Origin of the sequence: Pseudomonas sp. NFPP04, assembly GCF_900113815.1 — a bacterium.
GTDB lineage: Bacteria > Pseudomonadota > Gammaproteobacteria > Pseudomonadales > Pseudomonadaceae > Aquipseudomonas > Aquipseudomonas extremorientalis.
On sequence record NZ_FOQS01000001.1, the window covers coordinates 72,213 to 89,369 of the forward strand.

The 17,157-nt window shown below is 61.9% G+C and carries 17 protein-coding genes; 4 read left to right on the forward strand and 13 right to left on the reverse strand.

The genetic code is table 11. From position 1 onward, the window contains the following. Positions 1-37: 37 nt before the first annotated feature. The 11 genes from BM017_RS00385 to BM017_RS00435 form a co-directional block, all read right to left on the reverse strand. The gene (locus BM017_RS00385) at positions 38-517 is read right to left on the reverse strand and encodes a DUF2878 domain-containing protein (protein ID WP_092240593.1); all 480 of its coding nucleotides are present in this window, start codon (positions 515-517) and stop codon (positions 38-40) included. Continuing rightward, positions 510-1,781, reverse strand: coding sequence for an SAM-dependent methyltransferase (locus BM017_RS00390; protein ID WP_092240595.1), 1,272 nt, complete (start codon positions 1,779-1,781; stop codon positions 510-512). The genes BM017_RS00385 and BM017_RS00390 overlap by 8 nt, the downstream gene beginning before the upstream one ends. Next, complete coding sequence (locus tag BM017_RS00395) at positions 1,768-2,577, reverse strand: DUF1365 domain-containing protein (RefSeq protein ID WP_092240597.1); 810 nt, start codon at positions 2,575-2,577, stop codon at positions 1,768-1,770. Before BM017_RS00395 ends, BM017_RS00390 begins: the two co-directional genes overlap by 14 nt. Continuing rightward, positions 2,574-3,821 (reverse strand): NAD(P)/FAD-dependent oxidoreductase, encoded by a 1,248-nt coding sequence (locus tag BM017_RS00400; protein WP_092240599.1) that lies wholly within the window; start codon positions 3,819-3,821, stop codon positions 2,574-2,576. Before BM017_RS00400 ends, BM017_RS00395 begins: the two co-directional genes overlap by 4 nt. Then, positions 3,818-4,600 carry an SDR family NAD(P)-dependent oxidoreductase gene (locus BM017_RS00405; protein WP_092240601.1) on the reverse strand — a complete coding sequence of 261 codons (783 nt, stop codon included), beginning with the start codon at positions 4,598-4,600 and terminating at the stop codon, positions 3,818-3,820. The genes BM017_RS00400 and BM017_RS00405 overlap by 4 nt, the downstream gene beginning before the upstream one ends. Then, on the reverse strand, positions 4,597-5,019 hold the full coding sequence (locus BM017_RS00410; RefSeq protein WP_092240603.1) for a nuclear transport factor 2 family protein: 423 nt from the start codon (positions 5,017-5,019) through the stop codon (positions 4,597-4,599). Before BM017_RS00410 ends, BM017_RS00405 begins: the two co-directional genes overlap by 4 nt. After that, a complete protein-coding gene (gene phrB, locus BM017_RS00415) occupies positions 5,019-6,458 on the reverse strand; it encodes a deoxyribodipyrimidine photo-lyase (RefSeq protein WP_092240605.1) in 1,440 nt (479 codons plus the stop codon). The genes BM017_RS00410 and phrB overlap by 1 nt, the downstream gene beginning before the upstream one ends. After that, a complete protein-coding gene (locus tag BM017_RS00420; protein WP_092240607.1) occupies positions 6,459-7,388 on the reverse strand; it encodes a MerR family transcriptional regulator in 930 nt (309 codons plus the stop codon). It lies immediately after the preceding gene. Between the two features lie 3 nt (positions 7,389-7,391). Continuing rightward, the gene (locus tag BM017_RS00425) at positions 7,392-8,351 is read right to left on the reverse strand and encodes a YbgA family protein (RefSeq protein ID WP_092240609.1); all 960 of its coding nucleotides are present in this window, start codon (positions 8,349-8,351) and stop codon (positions 7,392-7,394) included. A gap of 112 nt (positions 8,352-8,463) precedes the next feature. Then, the gene (locus tag BM017_RS00430; RefSeq protein WP_092240611.1) at positions 8,464-8,679 is read right to left on the reverse strand and encodes a TIGR02450 family Trp-rich protein; all 216 of its coding nucleotides are present in this window, start codon (positions 8,677-8,679) and stop codon (positions 8,464-8,466) included. Continuing rightward, positions 8,676-9,662, reverse strand: coding sequence for an NAD(P)/FAD-dependent oxidoreductase (locus BM017_RS00435; RefSeq protein ID WP_071491056.1), 987 nt, complete (start codon positions 9,660-9,662; stop codon positions 8,676-8,678). The genes BM017_RS00430 and BM017_RS00435 overlap by 4 nt, the downstream gene beginning before the upstream one ends. A 211-nt stretch (positions 9,663-9,873) precedes the next feature. Between BM017_RS00435 and BM017_RS00440 the strand changes: the two genes are divergently transcribed. Beyond that, a complete protein-coding gene (locus BM017_RS00440) occupies positions 9,874-10,773 on the forward strand; it encodes a TIGR01777 family oxidoreductase (RefSeq protein WP_092240613.1) in 900 nt (299 codons plus the stop codon). A 14-nt stretch (positions 10,774-10,787) separates the two neighbouring features. Beyond that, complete coding sequence (hemH, locus tag BM017_RS00445) at positions 10,788-11,813, forward strand: ferrochelatase (protein ID WP_092240615.1); 1,026 nt, start codon at positions 10,788-10,790, stop codon at positions 11,811-11,813. A gap of 59 nt (positions 11,814-11,872) precedes the next feature. On the opposite strand, the gene BM017_RS00450 is transcribed toward hemH, so the two are convergent. Further along, positions 11,873-13,969, reverse strand: coding sequence for a TonB-dependent siderophore receptor (locus BM017_RS00450; protein WP_092240617.1), 2,097 nt, complete (start codon positions 13,967-13,969; stop codon positions 11,873-11,875). 112 nt (positions 13,970-14,081) lie between these two features. Beyond that, positions 14,082-15,236: a Do family serine endopeptidase AlgW gene (gene algW, locus BM017_RS00455; RefSeq protein WP_092240619.1), complete on the reverse strand. Its 1,155-nt coding sequence runs from the start codon at positions 15,234-15,236 to the stop codon at positions 14,082-14,084. A 101-nt stretch (positions 15,237-15,337) separates the two neighbouring features. On the opposite strand from algW, the gene BM017_RS00460 reads away from it, so the two are divergent. After that, positions 15,338-16,096 (forward strand): Nif3-like dinuclear metal center hexameric protein, encoded by a 759-nt coding sequence (locus BM017_RS00460; RefSeq protein WP_071491061.1) that lies wholly within the window; start codon positions 15,338-15,340, stop codon positions 16,094-16,096. A gap of 136 nt (positions 16,097-16,232) precedes the next feature. Further along, the gene (gene cysD / locus BM017_RS00465; RefSeq protein WP_005784641.1) at positions 16,233-17,150 is read left to right on the forward strand and encodes a sulfate adenylyltransferase subunit CysD; all 918 of its coding nucleotides are present in this window, start codon (positions 16,233-16,235) and stop codon (positions 17,148-17,150) included. Positions 17,151-17,157 lie beyond the last annotated feature (7 nt).

Sequence of the window (17,157 nt, forward strand, 5' to 3'; positions counted from 1 at the left end):
CAAGCGGGTGACGCACGTGTGATACGGCTGACGGACGTCAGCGCGCCAGCCGATGCAAACCCACGAACACCATCGCCCACAGCAACGCCAGCGCAACCATTGTTGGCGCGAAGCCGAAACCAAACTGCACCCCGGCCAGTTGGCTACCGGCGTAATAAGACAGCGGGCCGCCCAGCGCGCCCAGCACAGCGGCACGCCACCAGGGACGGGCACTCCAGGCCAGGCAATGGCGCAACGTCGTCGCCAGCAATGCCCATAGCAGGATCAACCAGAAGGGAATCAACGTGCCCGGTTCCGTGAACTCAAACACCCCCAGCATGCGCAACGTGGTGTCCAACAGGGTGCCCAGAACCATCACGCGCAGGATCAACCTACCGTCCTCAGCCCATGAACTTATCCACAGCAGGTGAACCGCCAACACGGCAAGCCCCACCATTAACCACGCGCTGTCCCCGCCAAGCACGCAGGCAAACCAGCCGCACTGAAACAGCACGGCATTGGCCAGCGTCTTAAGCACTGAAGCGCCCGAGCAGCGGTGGGTTGATCGCCGACGGCTTGGCCAGCAGCAACTGCGCAGTGCCAATGGTGCGTTCCATGAAGCCACCTTCGCAGTAGCACAGGTAGAACTCCCACAGGCGCAGGAAATACTGGTCGTAGCCCAGCTCGGCGAGGCGACCGTGGGCGCGGCGAAAGTTCTCATGCCATAGGCGCAGGGTTCGTGCGTAGTGCAGGCCGAAATCCTCCATGTGCAGCAGGTTCATATCGGTGTCGCGGCTGACGATATGCAACATGTTCTGCACACAGGGCAGGGCGCCGCCAGGAAAGATATAGCGCTGGATAAAATCCACGCTGCGCTTGGCCTGTTCAAAGCGTTGCTCACGGATGGTGATGGCTTGCAGCAGCATCAGGCCATCGTTCTTGAGCAGGCGCGCGCATTGTTTGAAGTAGGTCGGCAGGAAGCGATGGCCCACCGCCTCGATCATTTCGATGGACACCAGCTTGTCGTATTGGCCGGTGAGGTCGCGGTAATCCTGCAGCAGTAGCGTGACCTGGCCTTGCAACCCCAGGGCGTCGATGCGTTGTTGGGTGTAGGCGAACTGTTCCCTGGACAAGGTCGTGGTGGTGACCTGGCAGCCGTAATGCTGCGCCGCATAGAGCGCCATGCTGCCCCAACCGGTGCCGATTTCCAGCAGGTGGTCGGTGCGTTTGAGGGCGAGCTTCTGGCAGATGCGCTCCAGCTTGTTCAACTGCGCCTGTTCGAGGGTGTCGTCGGGCGTCAGAAACTGTGCCGCGGAGTACATCATGGTCGGGTCGAGGAATTCTTCGAACAGGTCGTTGCCCAGGTCGTAGTGGGCGGCGATGTTTTTCTGTGAACCCTTGCGCGTGTTGCGGTTGAGCCAGTGCAGGCCCTGGGTGAACGGCCGCGCCAGGCGTGCCAGGCCGCCTTCCATTGCATCGAGCACGTCCAGGTTGCTGACCATCACGCGCACCACGGCGGTCAGGTCCGGGCTGGTCCAGTAACCGTGGATAAACGCTTCGCCGGCGCCGATGGAGCCGTTGGCCGCCACCAGGCCCCACACGGCAGAGTCCAGGATCTGGATTTCCCCCATCAAGTGCGCTTCCTGTGCGCCGAACACTTGGCGCTCGCCGTCCTCGATCACCACCAGTTGGCCATGGCGCAGTTGGCTGAGTTGGCGCAACACCGCCTTGCGCAGCAGCGCGGCGGTCATGCCGTTGACGTTCAGGCGGTGAGTCTTGACCGATAAGCTAGGGGATTTCATGGCGGCGATCCTTGGTGTAACCGACTGCGGTGCGAGAGGCGCCATCGGCGGCCCGGTGGGAAAAAATCGGCGTGCGTTTGAGCAACAGGCGCAGGGCCTGCCAGTAAATAGCGAGGCAGGTCTTGGCGGTCATCCAGGGGAAACGCCACAGGTAGCGATGCAGGCTGGCGCGATCCAGCGTTTCTTTCTCCAGGCTCAACGTGGCGTCGAAGATTTTCTGCGTGCCCTGCCAATCGGCCATGTGCACGCCCAGCCTGGCGGAGGGAGGGCTGAAGCTCATGCGGTATTCCAGGTCGCGGGGTAGAAACGGCGACACATGGAAGGCCTTGGCCACGGCGAAATGCTGGTGTTCATCGGCGTCCAGGGCCTGGGCCGGCAACACGTAGTGATAGCGTTCGCGCCATGGGGTGTTGGTCACTTCACACAGGATCGCGGCCAGACGTCCGTCGGCCTCGAAGCAGTAGAAGAAACTCACGGGGTTAAAAGCCAGGCCCCAACTGCGGGCCTGGGTCAGTAGGCAGATAACGCCCTGGGGTGTACGCCCCAGTGCCTTGCCGACTTCCTGGCGCACGGCATCGCTCAAGTTCATGCCGCTGCGCGTCCATTCACGCAGGTAGTCCTGCTGACGAAAACCGAAGGGGGCCAGGCGGCTGCGCCCGGCCAGGGGCGAAAGCCCCAGCACTTGGTGTTCTTCGCTCAAATCCAGGTACAGCAGGCCGATGCGGTAGCGAAAGGCATGGGCCTTGGGCGCAAACCGCCGATGGGCGATCCACCCGCTGTACAGGGCGCTGTTCACAGGGTTTCCCCAAAGGCTTCGGCCACGCGCAGTGCGCTGACCACGCCGTCTTCGTGAAAGCCGTTGGCCCAGTAGGCGCCGCAGTAGAAGGTATTGCTCACGCCGGATATTTCTTCGCGACGTGCCTGCGCTGCCACCGCCGCCAGGCTGTACTGCGGGTGGGCGTAGGTGTAGCGGGCCAGTACCTTCAGCGGGTTGATCATGGTTGTCTGGTTGAGGCTGACGCAAAACGTGGTGGTGCTGTGGATGCCTTGCAGGATGTTCATGTCATAGGTCACCGCCGCCTGTGCCTGGCGATTGCCGGTCAGCCGGTAGTTCCAACTGGCCCAGGCGAGTTTACGGTCGGGCAGCAGGCGCGTGTCGGTGTGCAATACCACGTCGTTATCGGCGTAGGGCATGGCGCCCAGGATCTCCTGTTCGGCCTGGCTCGGGTCGGCCAGCAACGCCAGGGCCTGGTCGCTGTGACAGGCGAACACCACGCGATCAAATGCCTCACTGCCGGCCGGGCTGTGGATAACCACGCCGTCGTCGGTGCGTGCCACTTTATGCACAGGGCAATTGAGGCGGATCCGTTCGCGAAAGCTGCGGGTCAACGGCTCGATGTAGCGGCTTGATCCCCCTTCGATCACGCACCATTGCGGGCGGTTGTTCACAGAGAGCAACCCGTGGTTCTTGAAGAAACGCACAAAGAACTGCAACGGAAACTTCAGCATATCGGCCAGGGACATCGACCAGATCGCCGCGCCCATCGGCACGATGTAGTGCCGGACAAACCGCTCGCCGTAGCCGCCGGCGGTGAGGTAGCTGCCCAGGGTCATGTCAGCGCTGATGCGCTGCTGCTGCAGGTCCAGCGGCGCCTGGCGATTGAAGCGCAGGATATCGCGCAACATGCCCCAGAACCCCGGCGACAAAATATTGCGACGCTGGGCAAACAAACTGTTGAGGTTGTTGCCGTTGTACTCGAACCGGGTGTGCTCGTCGCACACCGAAAAGCTCATCTCGGTCGGTTTGAACGCCACCCCGATCTGCCCCAGCAAGCGGATGAAGTTGGGGTAGGTCCAGTCGTTGAACACGATGAAGCCGGTGTCGACCGCGTAGTTTTTACCCTCGACAGTGACATTGACGGTGTGGGTATGCCCGCCGATGCGGTCGCCCGCTTCGAACAGGGTGATGTCGTGACGGCGGCTGAGCAGATAGGCGCTGGTCAGGCCGGCGATGCCGCTGCCGATAATGGCGATCTTCACAGGTCGTCCTTTTTCGGCGGCGGGCTGCGCAACATGCGCTTGCCGATGATCAGTTGCGCACGGTTCGGCAGTTTCGACAGGGGCCATAACGTAGCGATGAACAGTGCAGGAAAGGCGATTTCCAGCGGGCGCTTTTCCAGCTTGGCGAAAATGTGCCGTGCGGCTTTATCCGCTGACCAACTAAGCGGCATGGGGAAGTCATTGCGCTCGGTCAGCGGTGTGTCGACAAAGCCCGGGCTGATCACGGTGACGTCGATGTTTTCCGGCGACAGGCTGATACGCAGGGATTCGAACAGGTAGCGCAGACCCGCCTTGGACGCGCCATAGGCTTCGGCGCGTGGCATCGGCAGGTAGGTCACGGCGCTGGCGACGCCTACCAGGTGCGGGGTGCGCCCGGCGCGCAACAGTGGCAGGGCGGCTTCGATGCAATAACTGCTGGCCAGCAGGTTGGTACGCACCACGTGCTCGATGATCGATGAGTCAAACTGTCGGGCATCCACGTATTCACAGGTGCCAGCATTGAGAATGACCGTGTCCAGGGCGCCCCAGGCCTCGCCAATGCGCTCACCAATCTCGCGCACGGTCTGGCTGTTGGTCAGGTCGCCGGCCACCACCAGCACCTGGCCAGGGTAACGGTGGGCGAGCGCTTCCAGCGGGCCTTTCGAGCGTGAGCTCAAGGCGACGTGGGCGCCGCTGTTGAGCAACTCCACGGCCAGCGCGGCACCGATGCCACTGCTGGCGCCGGTCAGCCAATAACGTCGAGGCAATGTATCGCTCATCCCATTCTCCTTTTCAGCCAGCCAACGACGCTGCCCAGCACGGGCACGTGTTCGTACAGCATGGCGCCGGCATCGAAATAATCGCGGTGGCGGTACACCTTGTCACGCCACATCAAGTGCGAACAACCTTCCACCCGGATCACCTTGCCGCTGGCCAGGCGTGGGTGGCAGAAACTCATTTTCCAGCGCAGGTAACCTTCACCTTCGGTCACCTGATCGAAACCGTGGAAGTCGAAGCGTAACTGGCTGACGTTGCTGTACAGCTCGGCGAAGTATCGGTGCAGGGCGGGCAGGCCCTGCACTTCATGCAGTGGATCCGCGAAGCGGATGTCCTGGCTGTACAGGCTGTCTAGCAGGTGCAGGTTGTGCTTGTCCAGCGTGGAAAAGGCCTGGGCGAAGCGACGCAGGAAGTCACTCATTACTCGCCCCCAGCGGCTTGTCGCGAGGGCAGGCTGCGGAAGGCGGCCAGGGCGCGTTCACGGGACTTTTTCAGGTCGACAATCGAACGCGGGTAATCGGCCACGCCGAACAAACCACCGGCGGCTTCGGGGTTGTGCACTTCCTTTTTATTCAGCGCGGCCAGTTCCGGCAGCCAGCGCTTGATGAATACCCCTTCGCTGTCGAATTTTTCCGATTGGCTCAAGGGGCTGAAAATCCGGAAGTACGGCGCCGAGTCGGTGCCGGTGGACGAGCTCCACTGCCAGCCGCCGTTATTGGCCGCCAGGTCGCCGTCGATCAGATGGCGCATGAAAAAGCGCTCGCCTTCGCGCCAGTCGATCAGCAGGTTCTTGGTCAGGAACATCGCCACGACCATGCGCAGGCGGTTGTGCATCCAGCCGGTTTCAAGCAGTTGGCGCATGGCGGCGTCGATGATCGGCAGGCCGGTGCGCGCTTGCTGCCAGGCGGCCAGGTCCTTGGGCGCGTTGCGCCAGGCGACGGCTTCGGTCTCGGGGCGGAACGCCCGGTGGCGCGACACCCGTGGGTAACCCACCAGGATGTGCTTGTAGAACTCACGCCACAGCAGTTCGTTGATCCAGGTAATGGCGCCCATGTCGCCGCTTTCAAACTCGCCGCCGTTGGTCTGCAGTGCAGCGTGCAGGCACTGGCGCGGCGACACCACGCCGGCGGCGAGGTAAGCCGACAACTGGCTGGTGCCGGGCTTGGCGGGGAAGTCGCGTTCGTCCTTGTAGTAGCTGATCTGTTGGTCGGCGAAAGCGTCGAGGCGGCGCCGGGCTTCGTCTTCACCGGCGGGCCAGAGGGCACGCAGGGTCTCGCTGGGTGGCTCGAAACCGTCGACTGTCTTTGGGATCGGGTCGCTTTTCAGCTTGAGCGCAGCCTGGGCCTTGGGTGCCGGGACTATCCGGGGCAGGGCGCTGTGCAGACGGCTGTAGCAGACCTTGCGGAACTGGCTGAACACCTGGAAGTAAGTGCCGGTCTTGGTCAGCACGCTGCCGGGCTGGAAGAACAGTTGGTCCAGGTAGCTGTGGAAGCTGATGCCCGCCGACTCCAATGCCTTGGACACGGCCGCATCACGACGGCTTTCATGGATGCCGTATTCCTCGTTGACGTGCACCGACTCCACGGCCAGTTCACGGCACAGCGTGCCCAGCACGTCGGGTGCCTGGTCCCAGGTGGCTGCCGTACGGATCAGCAGGGGAATGTTCAGTTCGCCGAGTGTCTTGCTCAGGTCATCCAGGCTGCGCAGCCAGAAATCCACCTTGCACGGTGCATCGTCATGGGCCAGCCATTGTTCGGGCGTGATCAGGTACACGGCGGCGATCGGGCCCCGCTGGCTCGCGGCGGTCAGGGCGGTGTTGTCGTGTAGGCGCAGGTCGGTGCGCAGCCAGATCAAATGCATTTAAACGAGTCCACGCTGGATCAGTAGCTGGTGGGCCGACAACAACTCTTCGGCGACGAACAATTCAGGGATGTCCTGGGCTAATACGGCCAACTCGGCCTGGTGGATGCATACCGTTGGTCCGACGACCAACTTTGGGCAACGGACGCCGCCCAAAAGTTTTTCCAGACCCGACAAATGCAGCGCCTTGCTCGAATACAGCAGCACGGCCCGCGGTTGCAGGTGCTCCACCGCCAGGGCCAGTTCGCCGGCGGGCAACGGCCAGTCGAACACTTCCACCGGGCAATCGGCACTGCTGGCGAGCCAGGCACTGAGCCACAGGTGTGGCTCCAGGGGCAGGTCGGACTGATTGACCAGCAACAACGGTGCGCCGTGCAACTGGCGATTGTTGTGGTAAATGCGTGCGCCGAATTTGCTGCGCAGCCATGAGAGGAAAAACACCCGCTCCATCTGCGCGCCGAACTGGCCTTGCCAACGCTGTTCCAACGCTCGCAGCAGCGGCAGCATCAGTTGCTCGCATAACGTGCGTGGCGGGTACAGCGCCATGGCCTGGTTGAAGGCGTCATCGACCCGGCGTTCGGTCAATTCGCTGATGGCGTGCACCAGGTTCTGGCGCAGGCTGTGCCACTCGTTTTCCACCGCCTCGGGAAGGGATTGGGCCGAGTCGATCAGGCCTTTGACCTGGCTCACCGGCACGCCGCGATTGAGCCAGGTGAGGATGGTATGGATGCGCTGCACATGCTCGGCGCTGAACAGCCGATGGCCCTTGGGCGTGCGCTGGGGCACGATCAGGCCGTAACGGCGTTCCCAGGCGCGCAGGGTCACGGCGTTGACGCCGGTCTGACGCGCCACTTCGCGGATCGGCAGCCAGCCGTCTTCGAGGGCTTGGGCGATGTCGTCGCCGGGTTCGTCTAGCAGGGCAGCTTTCATGGTCTAGATCGCATTTCGCAGGCTGAGGTTTTCCGGGTGCGGTTGCAGGTAGGCCTGCTGCGCGATGTAGCGGTCCGGGTGTTGGCGAAAGTGGTGTTTGAGCAGGGTCAGCGGTACCACCAGCGGCACGATGCCGTGGCGGTACTGGCCGATGACGGTCTGCATTTCTTGCTTGTCATCAGCGCTGATGACCTGTTTGAGGTAACCGCTGATGTGTTGCAGCACATTGGTGTGGGTGCCACGGGTGGCGCACTTGGTGAGGCCGGACATCAGGTCGCTGAAGTAACCCGCCGCCAACTCGTCGAGGTTGGCATCCTTGCTCATGCTGCCCAGCAGGTGGCCAAGGCGCTTGTAGTGCGCCGGGCTGTGAGCCATCAGCAGGTACTTGTAGCGCGAATGAAAGGCCAGCAGACGGTGACGGGTCAGGCCTTCGGCCAACAGTTTCTGCCAGCTGGCGTAGACGAATACCCGGGTCAGGAAGTTTTCCCGCAGCACCGGGTCGTTCAGCCGACCGTCTTCTTCCACCGGCAGGTTGGGATGGCGTGCACAGAAGGCCTGGGCGTAGATGCCGCGCCCACCGCCGTCCACAGGGGTGCCGTTGTCGCGGTAGACCTTCACCCGCGCCAGGCCGCACGACGGCGATTTCTGCATGAAGATATAGCCGCACAGGTCGGTGTGTTCCGCGGCCATCTGCTGGCCGTACTCGTCCAACGGTTGGGTGACGTTCAGCTCGCGGTGCACGGTACCGACGGCCTGCGGGTGGGCGGGATCGCCCACCAGACGGATCGGTTCGCGTGGAATGCCCAGGCCGATGGCGACTTCGGGGCACAGCGGCACGAAGTCGAAATAGTCGGCGAGGGTCTGGCTGCACAACAGGGATTGTTTATGGCCGCCGTTGAAGCGCACGTTCTCGCCCAGCAGGCAGGCGCTGATGGCGATCTTCGGTTTGGTGGTGCTGGACATACACGAACCCTCTGCAAGATTCCTGTACAAGATATAAATCCTGTACAACTAAATCTCATCATAGGTTCGATGCTGTACAAGTCAAATTATTTGTACAAGTTTTGCGAGTGATCTATTTCCAGCCGATTTTCCAGGCGTCCATATCCTGCAGGGTTTGCCAGGGCAGGCGTTCGCTGCGGTGCGTCATCACGGCTTGCAGTTCAATGTAGAGCACCGTGCCTTCTTCATCACGAAACAGCTCGGTGACCAGAAAGTGTTTTTCTTTGTTGCGAGGGTGGGCTGCTGTCCATTTCGACAGCAGCAATTTGGCGGGGTTGATGCGGTTCATTGCAGGTGCTCGATCAAGCGTCGCGCGGCTTCCTGGCCGCTGAGCCAGGCCCCTTCCACGCGGCCCGACAGGCACCAGTCGCCACACACGTACAGGCCCAGGTCGGCATCGGCGAGTACGCCGAATTCGTGGCTGCTGGACGGCCGTGCGTAGAGCCAGCGGTGGGCCAGGCTGAACGACGGCGCCGGCATCGCGCTGTGCAGCAGTTCGGCGAAGGCGCCGTGCAGGTGCTCGATCACCGCCTCTTTGGGCAGGTCCAGGTGGGCCTTGCTCCATGCGCTGGTGGCGTGCAGCACCCAGGTGTCGAGGGTGGTATCGCGCCCAGGTTTGCTGCGGTTGCGGGCAAGCCAGTCGAGGGGACTGTCTTGCACGAAGCAGCCTTCCATGGGGGTATCCAGGGGTTTATCGAAGGCCAGGGCGATGGCCCAGGTCGGGTCCATTTTCACCCCGGCGGCGGCACTCGCCAGCTTGGGCGCGGCGGCCAGCAGGGCGGTGGCTTGGGGCGCAGGCGTGGCGATGATCACGTGGCTGAAGGGGCCATGGTTTTCGCTGTCCGCGTCCAGCAGGTTCCAGTGGTGTTTGCCCTGGAACACCTCGGTAATGCGGCAACCGAACTCCACTGGCAGGTCGTCGAGCAGGGCGCGAGTGATCGCGCTCATGCGCGGCGTGCCGACCCAGCGGATCTGTTCATCGGGAGACGGGGTGAGTTGGCCGGACTTGAAGTTGTACAGCTGGGGTTTCCATTGCTCGGCCCAGCCGTTGCTTTGCCAGCGTTGCACTTCGTTGACGAAGCGCCGGTCGCGGGCGGTGAAGTATTGCGCGCCCATGTCCAGGGAGCCGGCATCGCTGCGCTTGCTGGACATGCGGCCACCACTGCCGCGGCTTTTATCGAAGAGTTGTACAGCGTGCCCCGCGTCTCGTAACGCTCGGGCGGCGGAGAGACCGGCGATGCCGGTGCCGATGATCGCGATGGGAACAGTCATGGGAGGCCTCGTTTTACCGTTGTGCACAGACTACGCGGACACCAATAGCTGTACAATATTGTTTTTTGGTATAAGTTTTGGCGTACCAGTTCTAACGGCGTAACCTATGGTTAAAGCTGAGGCTTAAGCCAGCGTTACGCCTGCTAACAAATGATCCCTGTTTATAAAATAGACCAGTGATCGGCGGCGAACGTTACATGAGGAGCGTCCCATGCATATTTTGCTGACCGGCGGTACTGGCTTGATTGGCCGCCAACTCTGCCAACACTGGCTCACCCAGGGCCATTGCCTGACCGTGTGGAGTCGCCACGCGGACCAGGTCGCGAAGGTATGCGGCGCCCAGGTGTCGGGAGTCAGCCGCCTTGAAGAGGTTATCGGCCCGGTCGACGCGGTCATTAACCTGGCGGGCGCGCCTATTGCCGACCGCCCCTGGACCCACAAGCGCAAGGCGTTGTTGTGGAGCAGCCGCATCAGCCTTACCGAGACCTTGCTGGCGTGGCTTGAGGGCCTGGAACAAAAACCAGCGGTGTTGATTTCCGGTTCGGCGGTGGGCTGGTACGGCGATGGCGGCGAGCGCGAATTGACCGAAGCCAGCGGCCCGGTGCAGGACGATTTCCCCAGTCAGTTGTGCATCGCCTGGGAAGAAACCGCCCAGCGCGCCGAAGCCCTGGGGATTCGTGTGGTCCTGGTACGTACCGGCCTGGTGCTGGCGGCGCAGGGCGGCTTTTTGTCGCGGCTGTTGCTGCCGTTCAAACTGGCGCTGGGCGGGCCTATCGGCGGTGGTCGGCAGTGGATGCCGTGGGTGCATATCAAGGATCAAATCGCCCTGATTGATTTTCTTCTGCACCAGCCTGACGCCAGCGGTCCCTATAATGCCTGCGCGCCGCACCCGGTGCGCAATCGCGAGTTTGCGAAAACCCTGGGCCAGGTGCTGCACCGCCCGGCGTTCATGCCGTTGCCGGCCTTTGCATTGCGGCTGGGCCTGGGTGAGTTGTCCGGCCTGTTGCTGGGCGGGCAGAAGGCGCTGCCCGAGCGCTTGCTGGCTGCCGGTTTCACTTTTCAGTTCACTGAGTTGCGTGCGGCTTTGGATGACTTGTCCGGCCGCCTCTAAAGATAGGATGTTGCATGACGGATCACGCGTTGTTACTGGTCAACCTGGGCTCGCCGGCGTCCACTTCGGTGGCGGATGTGCGCAGCTACCTCAATCAGTTCCTGATGGACCCTTATGTGATCGACCTGCCTTGGCCGGTGCGGCGCTTGCTGGTGTCGCTGATCCTGATCAAGCGCCCTGAGCAGTCGGCGCATGCCTACGCCTCTATCTGGTGGGACGAGGGTTCGCCGCTGGTGGTACTCAGTCGTCGCCTGCAACAGCAGATGACCGCGCAGTGGACCCAGGGCCCGGTGGAATTGGCAATGCGTTATGGCGAGCCATCGATTGAAAGTGTGCTGACCCGCCTCGCAGCCCAAGGCATCCGCCAGGTCACTCTGGCGCCGTTGTACCCGCAATTTGCCGACAGCACCGTGACCACGGTGATCGAGGAAGCCAAGCGTGTGGTGCGCGACAAAAAGCTCGACGTGCAATTCTCGATCCTGCAGCCGTTCTACGACCAGCCCGAATATCTCGACGCTCTGGCCGCCAGCGTGCGGCCCTACGTGGAACAGGATTACGACCACCTGCTGCTGAGTTTCCACGGCTTGCCTGAGCGCCACTTGACCAAGCTCGATCCTACCGGCCAGCACTGTTTCAAGGATGCCGACTGCTGCAAGAATGCGTCCGCCGAGGTGCTCAAGACCTGCTATCGCGCGCAGTGCTTCAGCGTCGCCCGCGACTTTGCCGCACGCCTGGGCTTGCCCGAAGACAAGTGGTCGGTGGCCTTCCAATCGCGCCTGGGCCGCGCCAAGTGGATCGAACCCTACACCGAGGCTCGCCTTGAAGCATTGGCCCAGCAGGGCGTGAAAAAGCTGCTGGTAATGTGCCCGGCGTTCGTCGCCGATTGCATCGAGACGCTGGAAGAAATCGGCGATCGCGGGCTGGAGCAGTTCCGCGAGGCCGGGGGCGAGGAGCTGGTGCTGGTGCCGTGCCTGAATGATGATCCGCAGTGGGCGAAGGCGCTCAGCACCCTTTGCGAGCGCGCACCGACGGCGCTGTAACCGAATAAAGTGAAGATCAAGGTGTGGGAGGGGCTTGCCCCCTCCCACATTTGGTTTTGTTACAGGTTGAGGGTCAGGCTGACCGTGAAATTGCGCGGTTCGCCCGGGCTGATCCAGTAGTTGCTGTACGACCGCTCGTAATACTTCTCATCAAACAGGTTGTTGAGGTTCAAGCCCACGGTAATGTTGTCGGTGGCCTTGTAATGGGCCAGCAGATCAACCGTGTGGTAGGCCGGCAGCTCGAAACCCGTGCCAGCCTCGCCGGAGCGATCCCCTACATAGGTGAACGCCGCCCCCAGGTCTGAACCCCGCAACGCGCCATCCTGGAACTCGTACACCCCCAACAGGCTGCCGCTGCGCTTGGCCACGCCGAGAATCCGGCTGCCGGCGGGAATGACTTTGTCGCCCTTGGTCACTTCAGCATCAATGTAGGCAAACGCGCCAATCACCCGTACGGCGTCGGTCACTTGCCCGGTCAGTTGCAGGTCGAGGCCCTGGCTGCGCGCCTTGCCTACGGCGCGGTTGAGGTTGGTGGCCGGGTCCAGGGTCAGCACGTTTTCCTTTTCTATATGGAAGGCTGCGATCGTAGCGCTGAGGCGCTCGTCGAACAGTTCGCTCTTGATCCCCACTTCGTAGCCCACGCCTTCCTCAGGCTTGAAGGACTTGTTGTCGGCGCCCAACCCGCTATTGGGCTTGAACGAAGTAGAGGCGTTGGCGAATACGCCGACTTGCGGCGTGAGCTGATAGAGCAGGCCGGCGCGCTGGGTAAAGGCGTCGTGGGTTTGCTCGGCTTTGGCGTGGTTGCGGGTGAAGTCGTCGATACGCTGCTCGAAATGCTCGAAGCGTGCGCCAACCATGCCGCGCAGGCGGTCGGTGAAGACGATCTGGTCTTGCAGGTTCAGCGCGTGGCTCTTGGTCTGTTCGAAGAAGTCGGTGCCGGAACGCAGGCCGTTGGGTTTGGCCTGGCCGTAGACCGGGTTGTAGATGTCGATGGTGTAGCGGCTACCGCCAATCGCCGTGACGCGCTCTTTCTTGCGATAGTCCTCGTATTCGGTGCCGATCAGCAGTTCGTGCTGCCAACTGCCGATGTCGAACAGGCCGCGCAGCTCGAGCTGGGTAATGCTGTCGTGCCAGCCCATGGAGCGTTCACGGTAGCGGCGGTCGATGGTGTGACCGTCGGCGTTCAGTGCACGGTTTTCCGAGGCGTCACCCCACAGGCTGCCTTGTTTGTAGTGGCTGGCCAGGCGCAGTTTCCACGCATCGTTGAGGTGATGCTCAAGGGTGGCCTGGAGACGGTTGTTGTGGTTGTCGATATCGCCGTCGTTGGGTTCGCCGAGGAAGGTGGAGCGAGATACGCCTGGGGCGTCGACGATGCCACGGTCGAAGGTAGAGCTGTGGCGGACGAATTCACTCTCGACGAGCAGACTGGTATCCGGGTCCAGTTGCCAACTGAACGACGGCGCGACGAATACCCGCTTGCTCTGCACGTGATCGCGGAAACTGTGGTTGTCTTCCACCGCCAGGTTGACCCGCGACAGCACGTTGCCTTCGCTGTCCAGCGGGGTGTTCACGTCCACGGCGGTGCGATAGCGGTCCCAACTGCCGGCGCTGGTTTGCAAGGTTGTGAAGGCTTCAGGCTGGGGCTTCTTGGTAACGATATTCACCGTGCCACCGGGATCGCCGCGCCCATACAGGCTGGCGGCGGGGCCCTTGAGCACTTCGATACGCTCGATGTTCGCCGCGTCCGGTGTACTCGGATAGCCACGGTTGGCGCTGAAGCCGTCCTGATAGAACTCCGACGTGGTGAAGCCACGCACGCTGTACTCGTAGAGGGTCAGGCCGCCGAAGTTGTTCTGCTTGGACACGCCGCCGGCAAATTCCAGGGCCCGCTCCACGCTGGTACTGCCCAGGTCCTTGAGCACAGTGGCGGGAATCACGCTGATGGATTGCGGGATGTCGCGAATGGCGGCGTCGGTTTTTGTCGCGCTGGCGGAGCGGGTGGCACGGTAGCCTTTGACCGGGCCGGTGGTGGACTCATAGGCATCGGTGGTGACGCTGATGGTATCGAGTTCCAGGGTGTTTTCTTCGGCGAAGGCGGGGTCGAGCAACAAACCCAAGGCCAGGCCAGCCAAGGGGGCGATTCTTCGAGACGGCATGATAGAGCGTTCCAATAGCGATATTGAAACAATATAACATGCCTAATGAGAATGAATTGCTTTGAAATATCTGTTTACAGGTGCCCGAGAGCGGGCACCTGTTCAAGGTGGCTTATTGCTCTTCCTTGACCGGCGCAGGTGGCGGACGCAGCCCGATTTCCGCCAGCAGCTTGATCTCTTTGCCGTTGCGCATGACCTGGATCGCCACCTTGTCGGTCGGCTTGATCCGTGCCACCTGGTTCATCGACTTGCGGCCATCACCGGCCGGTTCGCCGTTGATGCTGAGGATCACATCCCCCAGTTGCAGGCCGGCTTTCTGTGCCGGGCCATCGCGGAAGATCCCGGCGACCACGATGCCTGGGCGTCCGGTCAAGCCAAACGACTCGGCCAGTTCCTTGGTCAATGGTTGTACTTCAATCCCCAGCCAGCCGCGAATCACCTGACCATGCTCGATGATCGACTTCATCACCTCCATCGCCAACTTCACCGGGATCGCAAACCCGATGCCCTGGGAGCCGCCGGACTTGGAAAAGATTGCCGTATTGATGCCCGTCAGGTTGCCATTGGCGTCCACCAATGCGCCGCCGGAGTTACCTGGGTTGATCGCGGCGTCGGTCTGGATGAAGTCTTCGTAGCTGTTGAGGCCCAACTGGTTGCGCCCGGTAGCGCTGATTATGCCCATGGTCACGGTCTGGCCTACGCCGAACGGGTTGCCGATGGCCAGCGCCACGTCACCCACGCGCAAACCGTCGGAACGGCCGAGGGTGATTGACGGCAGGCTCTTCAGGTCGATCTTCAGTACCGCGAGGTCGGTTTCCGGGTCGCTGCCCACTACGCGGGCCAGGGTTTCGCGGCCGTCACGCAGGGCGACCACGATCTGGTCGGCGCCAGTGGTCACGTGGTTATTGGTGAGGATGTAACCTTCGGGGCTCATGATCACCCCGGAACCCAGGCTGGATTCCATGCGACGCTGCTTGGGCCCGTTGTCACCGAAGTAACGGCGGAACTGCGGGTCTTCAAACAGTGGATGGGCCGGTTTGTTGATGACTTTAGTGGTGTACAGGTTGACCACGGCAGGAGCGGCGATCACCACGGCATCGGCGTAGGTCACCGGGCCTTGCACCACCGAGTTGCTTTGCGGCGCCTGTTGCAGGTTCACATCCAGGCTGGGCAGACCCACCAGCTCGGGGTAACGCTGAATAATCAGCATCGCGATCAGCACGCCAGCCAGCAATGGCCATCCAAAAAAACGCAGCGCCTTGAGCATCAAGTAAGTCCTGACAGGTTGCAGGGGGCGGGAGAGCGCCCATAATGTCGCGCATTATACGAGGCTGTGACGCCTGCGAACCGGATATTTAGGAGTCTTTTATGGCCGTCCCCCTTACCACCCTCGTCGAGGAAGCAGACCGCTACCTCGGCAGCGCGAAAATTGCCGACTACTGCCCCAATGGCCTGCAGGTCGAGGGCCGGCCCCAGGTCATGCGCATCGTCAGCGGCGTGACCGCCAGCCAGGCCCTGTTGGACGCGGCCGTCGAAGCCCAGGCTGACCTGGTCCTGGTGCACCACGGTTACTTCTGGAAAGGCGAAAACCCTTGCATCACTGGCATGAAGCAGCGCCGCCTGAAGACGCTGCTCAAGCATGACATCAGCCTGCTGGCCTACCATCTGCCGCTGGACCTGCACCCCGAGGTCGGCAACAACGTGCAGTTGGCCCGTCAGTTGGACATTACCGTCGAGGGCCCGCTGGACCCGGACAATCCCAAAATCGTCGGGCTGGTCGGCTCGCTCGCCGAGCCCCTGTCGCCCCGCGACTTTGCACGCCGCGTGCAGGACGTCATGGGCCGCGAGCCATTGCTGATCGAAGGTAGCGAGATGATCCGCCGCGTCGGCTGGTGCACCGGTGGTGGCCAGGGCTACATCGACGACGCGATTGCGGCCGGTGTCGACCTGTTCCTCAGCGGCGAGGCTTCCGAGCAAACCTTCCACAGCGCCCGCGAAAACGACATCAGCTTCATCGCCGCCGGTCACCATGCCACTGAGCGCTACGGCGTACAGGCGCTGGGCGATTACCTGGCGCGGCGCTTCGCGTTGGAGCATTTGTTCATCGACTGCCCCAACCCGATTTGAGGGCCAAACCTGGGGGCATATTCATATACCGTTTCGGTCTAGTAGGCCGCCTGAATAGAAGCAGGTGCTGTGCTAGCATGCCCCGCTCGAACACGGCCCGCTGGCCGTCCATAAGATCGTTTTTCCGTGAGTAACCATGGTCGACAAACTGACGCATCTGAAACAGCTGGAGGCGGAAAGCATCCACATCATCCGCGAGGTCGCCGCCGAGTTCGACAACCCGGTGATGCTCTACTCGATCGGTAAAGACTCCGCCGTGATGCTGCACCTGGCGCGCAAAGCCTTCTTCCCGGGCAAGCTGCCGTTCCCGGTGATGCACGTCGACACCCGCTGGAAATTCCAGGAGATGTACAAGTTCCGCGACAAAATGGTCGAAGAGCTGGGCCTGGACCTGATCACCCACGTCAACCCGGACGGCGTGGCGCAGGGCATCAACCCCTTCACCCACGGCAGCGCCAAGCACACCGACATCATGAAGACCGAAGGCCTCAAGCAGGCCCTGGACAAGCATGGTTTCGACGCAGCCTTTGGCGGTGCCCGTCGCGATGAAGAGAAGTCCCGCGCCAAAGAGCGCGTGTACTCGTTCCGCGACAGCAAGCACCGCTGGGACCCGAAGAACCAGCGCCCCGAGCTGTGGAACGTCTACAACGGCAACGTCAACAAGGGCGAGTCGATCCGCGTGTTTCCGCTGTCCAACTGGACCGAGCTGGACATCTGGCAGTACATCTACCTGGAAGGCATTCCAATCGTGCCGCTGTACTTCGCCGCCGAACGTGAAGTGATCGAAAAGAACGGCACGTTGATCATGATCGACGACGACCGCATCCTCGAGCACCTGTCCGACGAAGACAAAGCCCGAATCGTCAAAAAGAAAGTACGTTTCCGTACCCTTGGCTGCTACCCGTTGACGGGCGCGGTGGAGTCCGAAGCCGAGACGCTGACGGACATCATTCAGGAAATGCTCCTGACGCGAACTTCCGAGCGCCAGGGCCGTGTCATCGACCACGATGGTGCCGGCTCGATGGAAGATAAAAAACGTCAAGGCTATTTCTAAGGGGCTG

Bases quoted from the DNA above. Each gene is read 5' to 3' on its own strand.
- cysD (WP_005784641.1), top strand. From the start codon at position 16,233: ATGGTCGACAAACTGACGCATCTGAAACAGCTGGAGGCGGAAAGCATC.
- BM017_RS00420 (WP_092240607.1), bottom strand. From the start codon at position 7,388: ATGAAAGCTGCCCTGCTAGACGAACCCGGCGACGACATCGCCCAAGCC.
- phrB (WP_092240605.1), bottom strand. From the start codon at position 6,458: ATGCATTTGATCTGGCTGCGCACCGACCTGCGCCTACACGACAACACC.
- BM017_RS00430 (WP_092240611.1), bottom strand. From the start codon at position 8,679: ATGAACCGCATCAACCCCGCCAAATTGCTGCTGTCGAAATGGACAGCA.
- BM017_RS00390 (WP_092240595.1), bottom strand. From the start codon at position 1,781: ATGAAATCCCCTAGCTTATCGGTCAAGACTCACCGCCTGAACGTCAAC.
- hemH (WP_092240615.1), top strand. From the start codon at position 10,788: ATGACGGATCACGCGTTGTTACTGGTCAACCTGGGCTCGCCGGCGTCC.
- BM017_RS00405 (WP_092240601.1), bottom strand. From the start codon at position 4,600: ATGAGCGATACATTGCCTCGACGTTATTGGCTGACCGGCGCCAGCAGT.
- algW (WP_092240619.1), bottom strand. From the start codon at position 15,236: ATGCTCAAGGCGCTGCGTTTTTTTGGATGGCCATTGCTGGCTGGCGTG.
- BM017_RS00425 (WP_092240609.1), bottom strand. From the start codon at position 8,351: ATGTCCAGCACCACCAAACCGAAGATCGCCATCAGCGCCTGCCTGCTG.
- BM017_RS00440 (WP_092240613.1), top strand. From the start codon at position 9,874: ATGCATATTTTGCTGACCGGCGGTACTGGCTTGATTGGCCGCCAACTC.
- BM017_RS00410 (WP_092240603.1), bottom strand. From the start codon at position 5,019: ATGAGTGACTTCCTGCGTCGCTTCGCCCAGGCCTTTTCCACGCTGGAC.
- BM017_RS00435 (WP_071491056.1), bottom strand. From the start codon at position 9,662: ATGACTGTTCCCATCGCGATCATCGGCACCGGCATCGCCGGTCTCTCC.
- BM017_RS00460 (WP_071491061.1), top strand. From the start codon at position 15,338: ATGGCCGTCCCCCTTACCACCCTCGTCGAGGAAGCAGACCGCTACCTC.
- BM017_RS00450 (WP_092240617.1), bottom strand. From the start codon at position 13,969: ATGCCGTCTCGAAGAATCGCCCCCTTGGCTGGCCTGGCCTTGGGTTTG.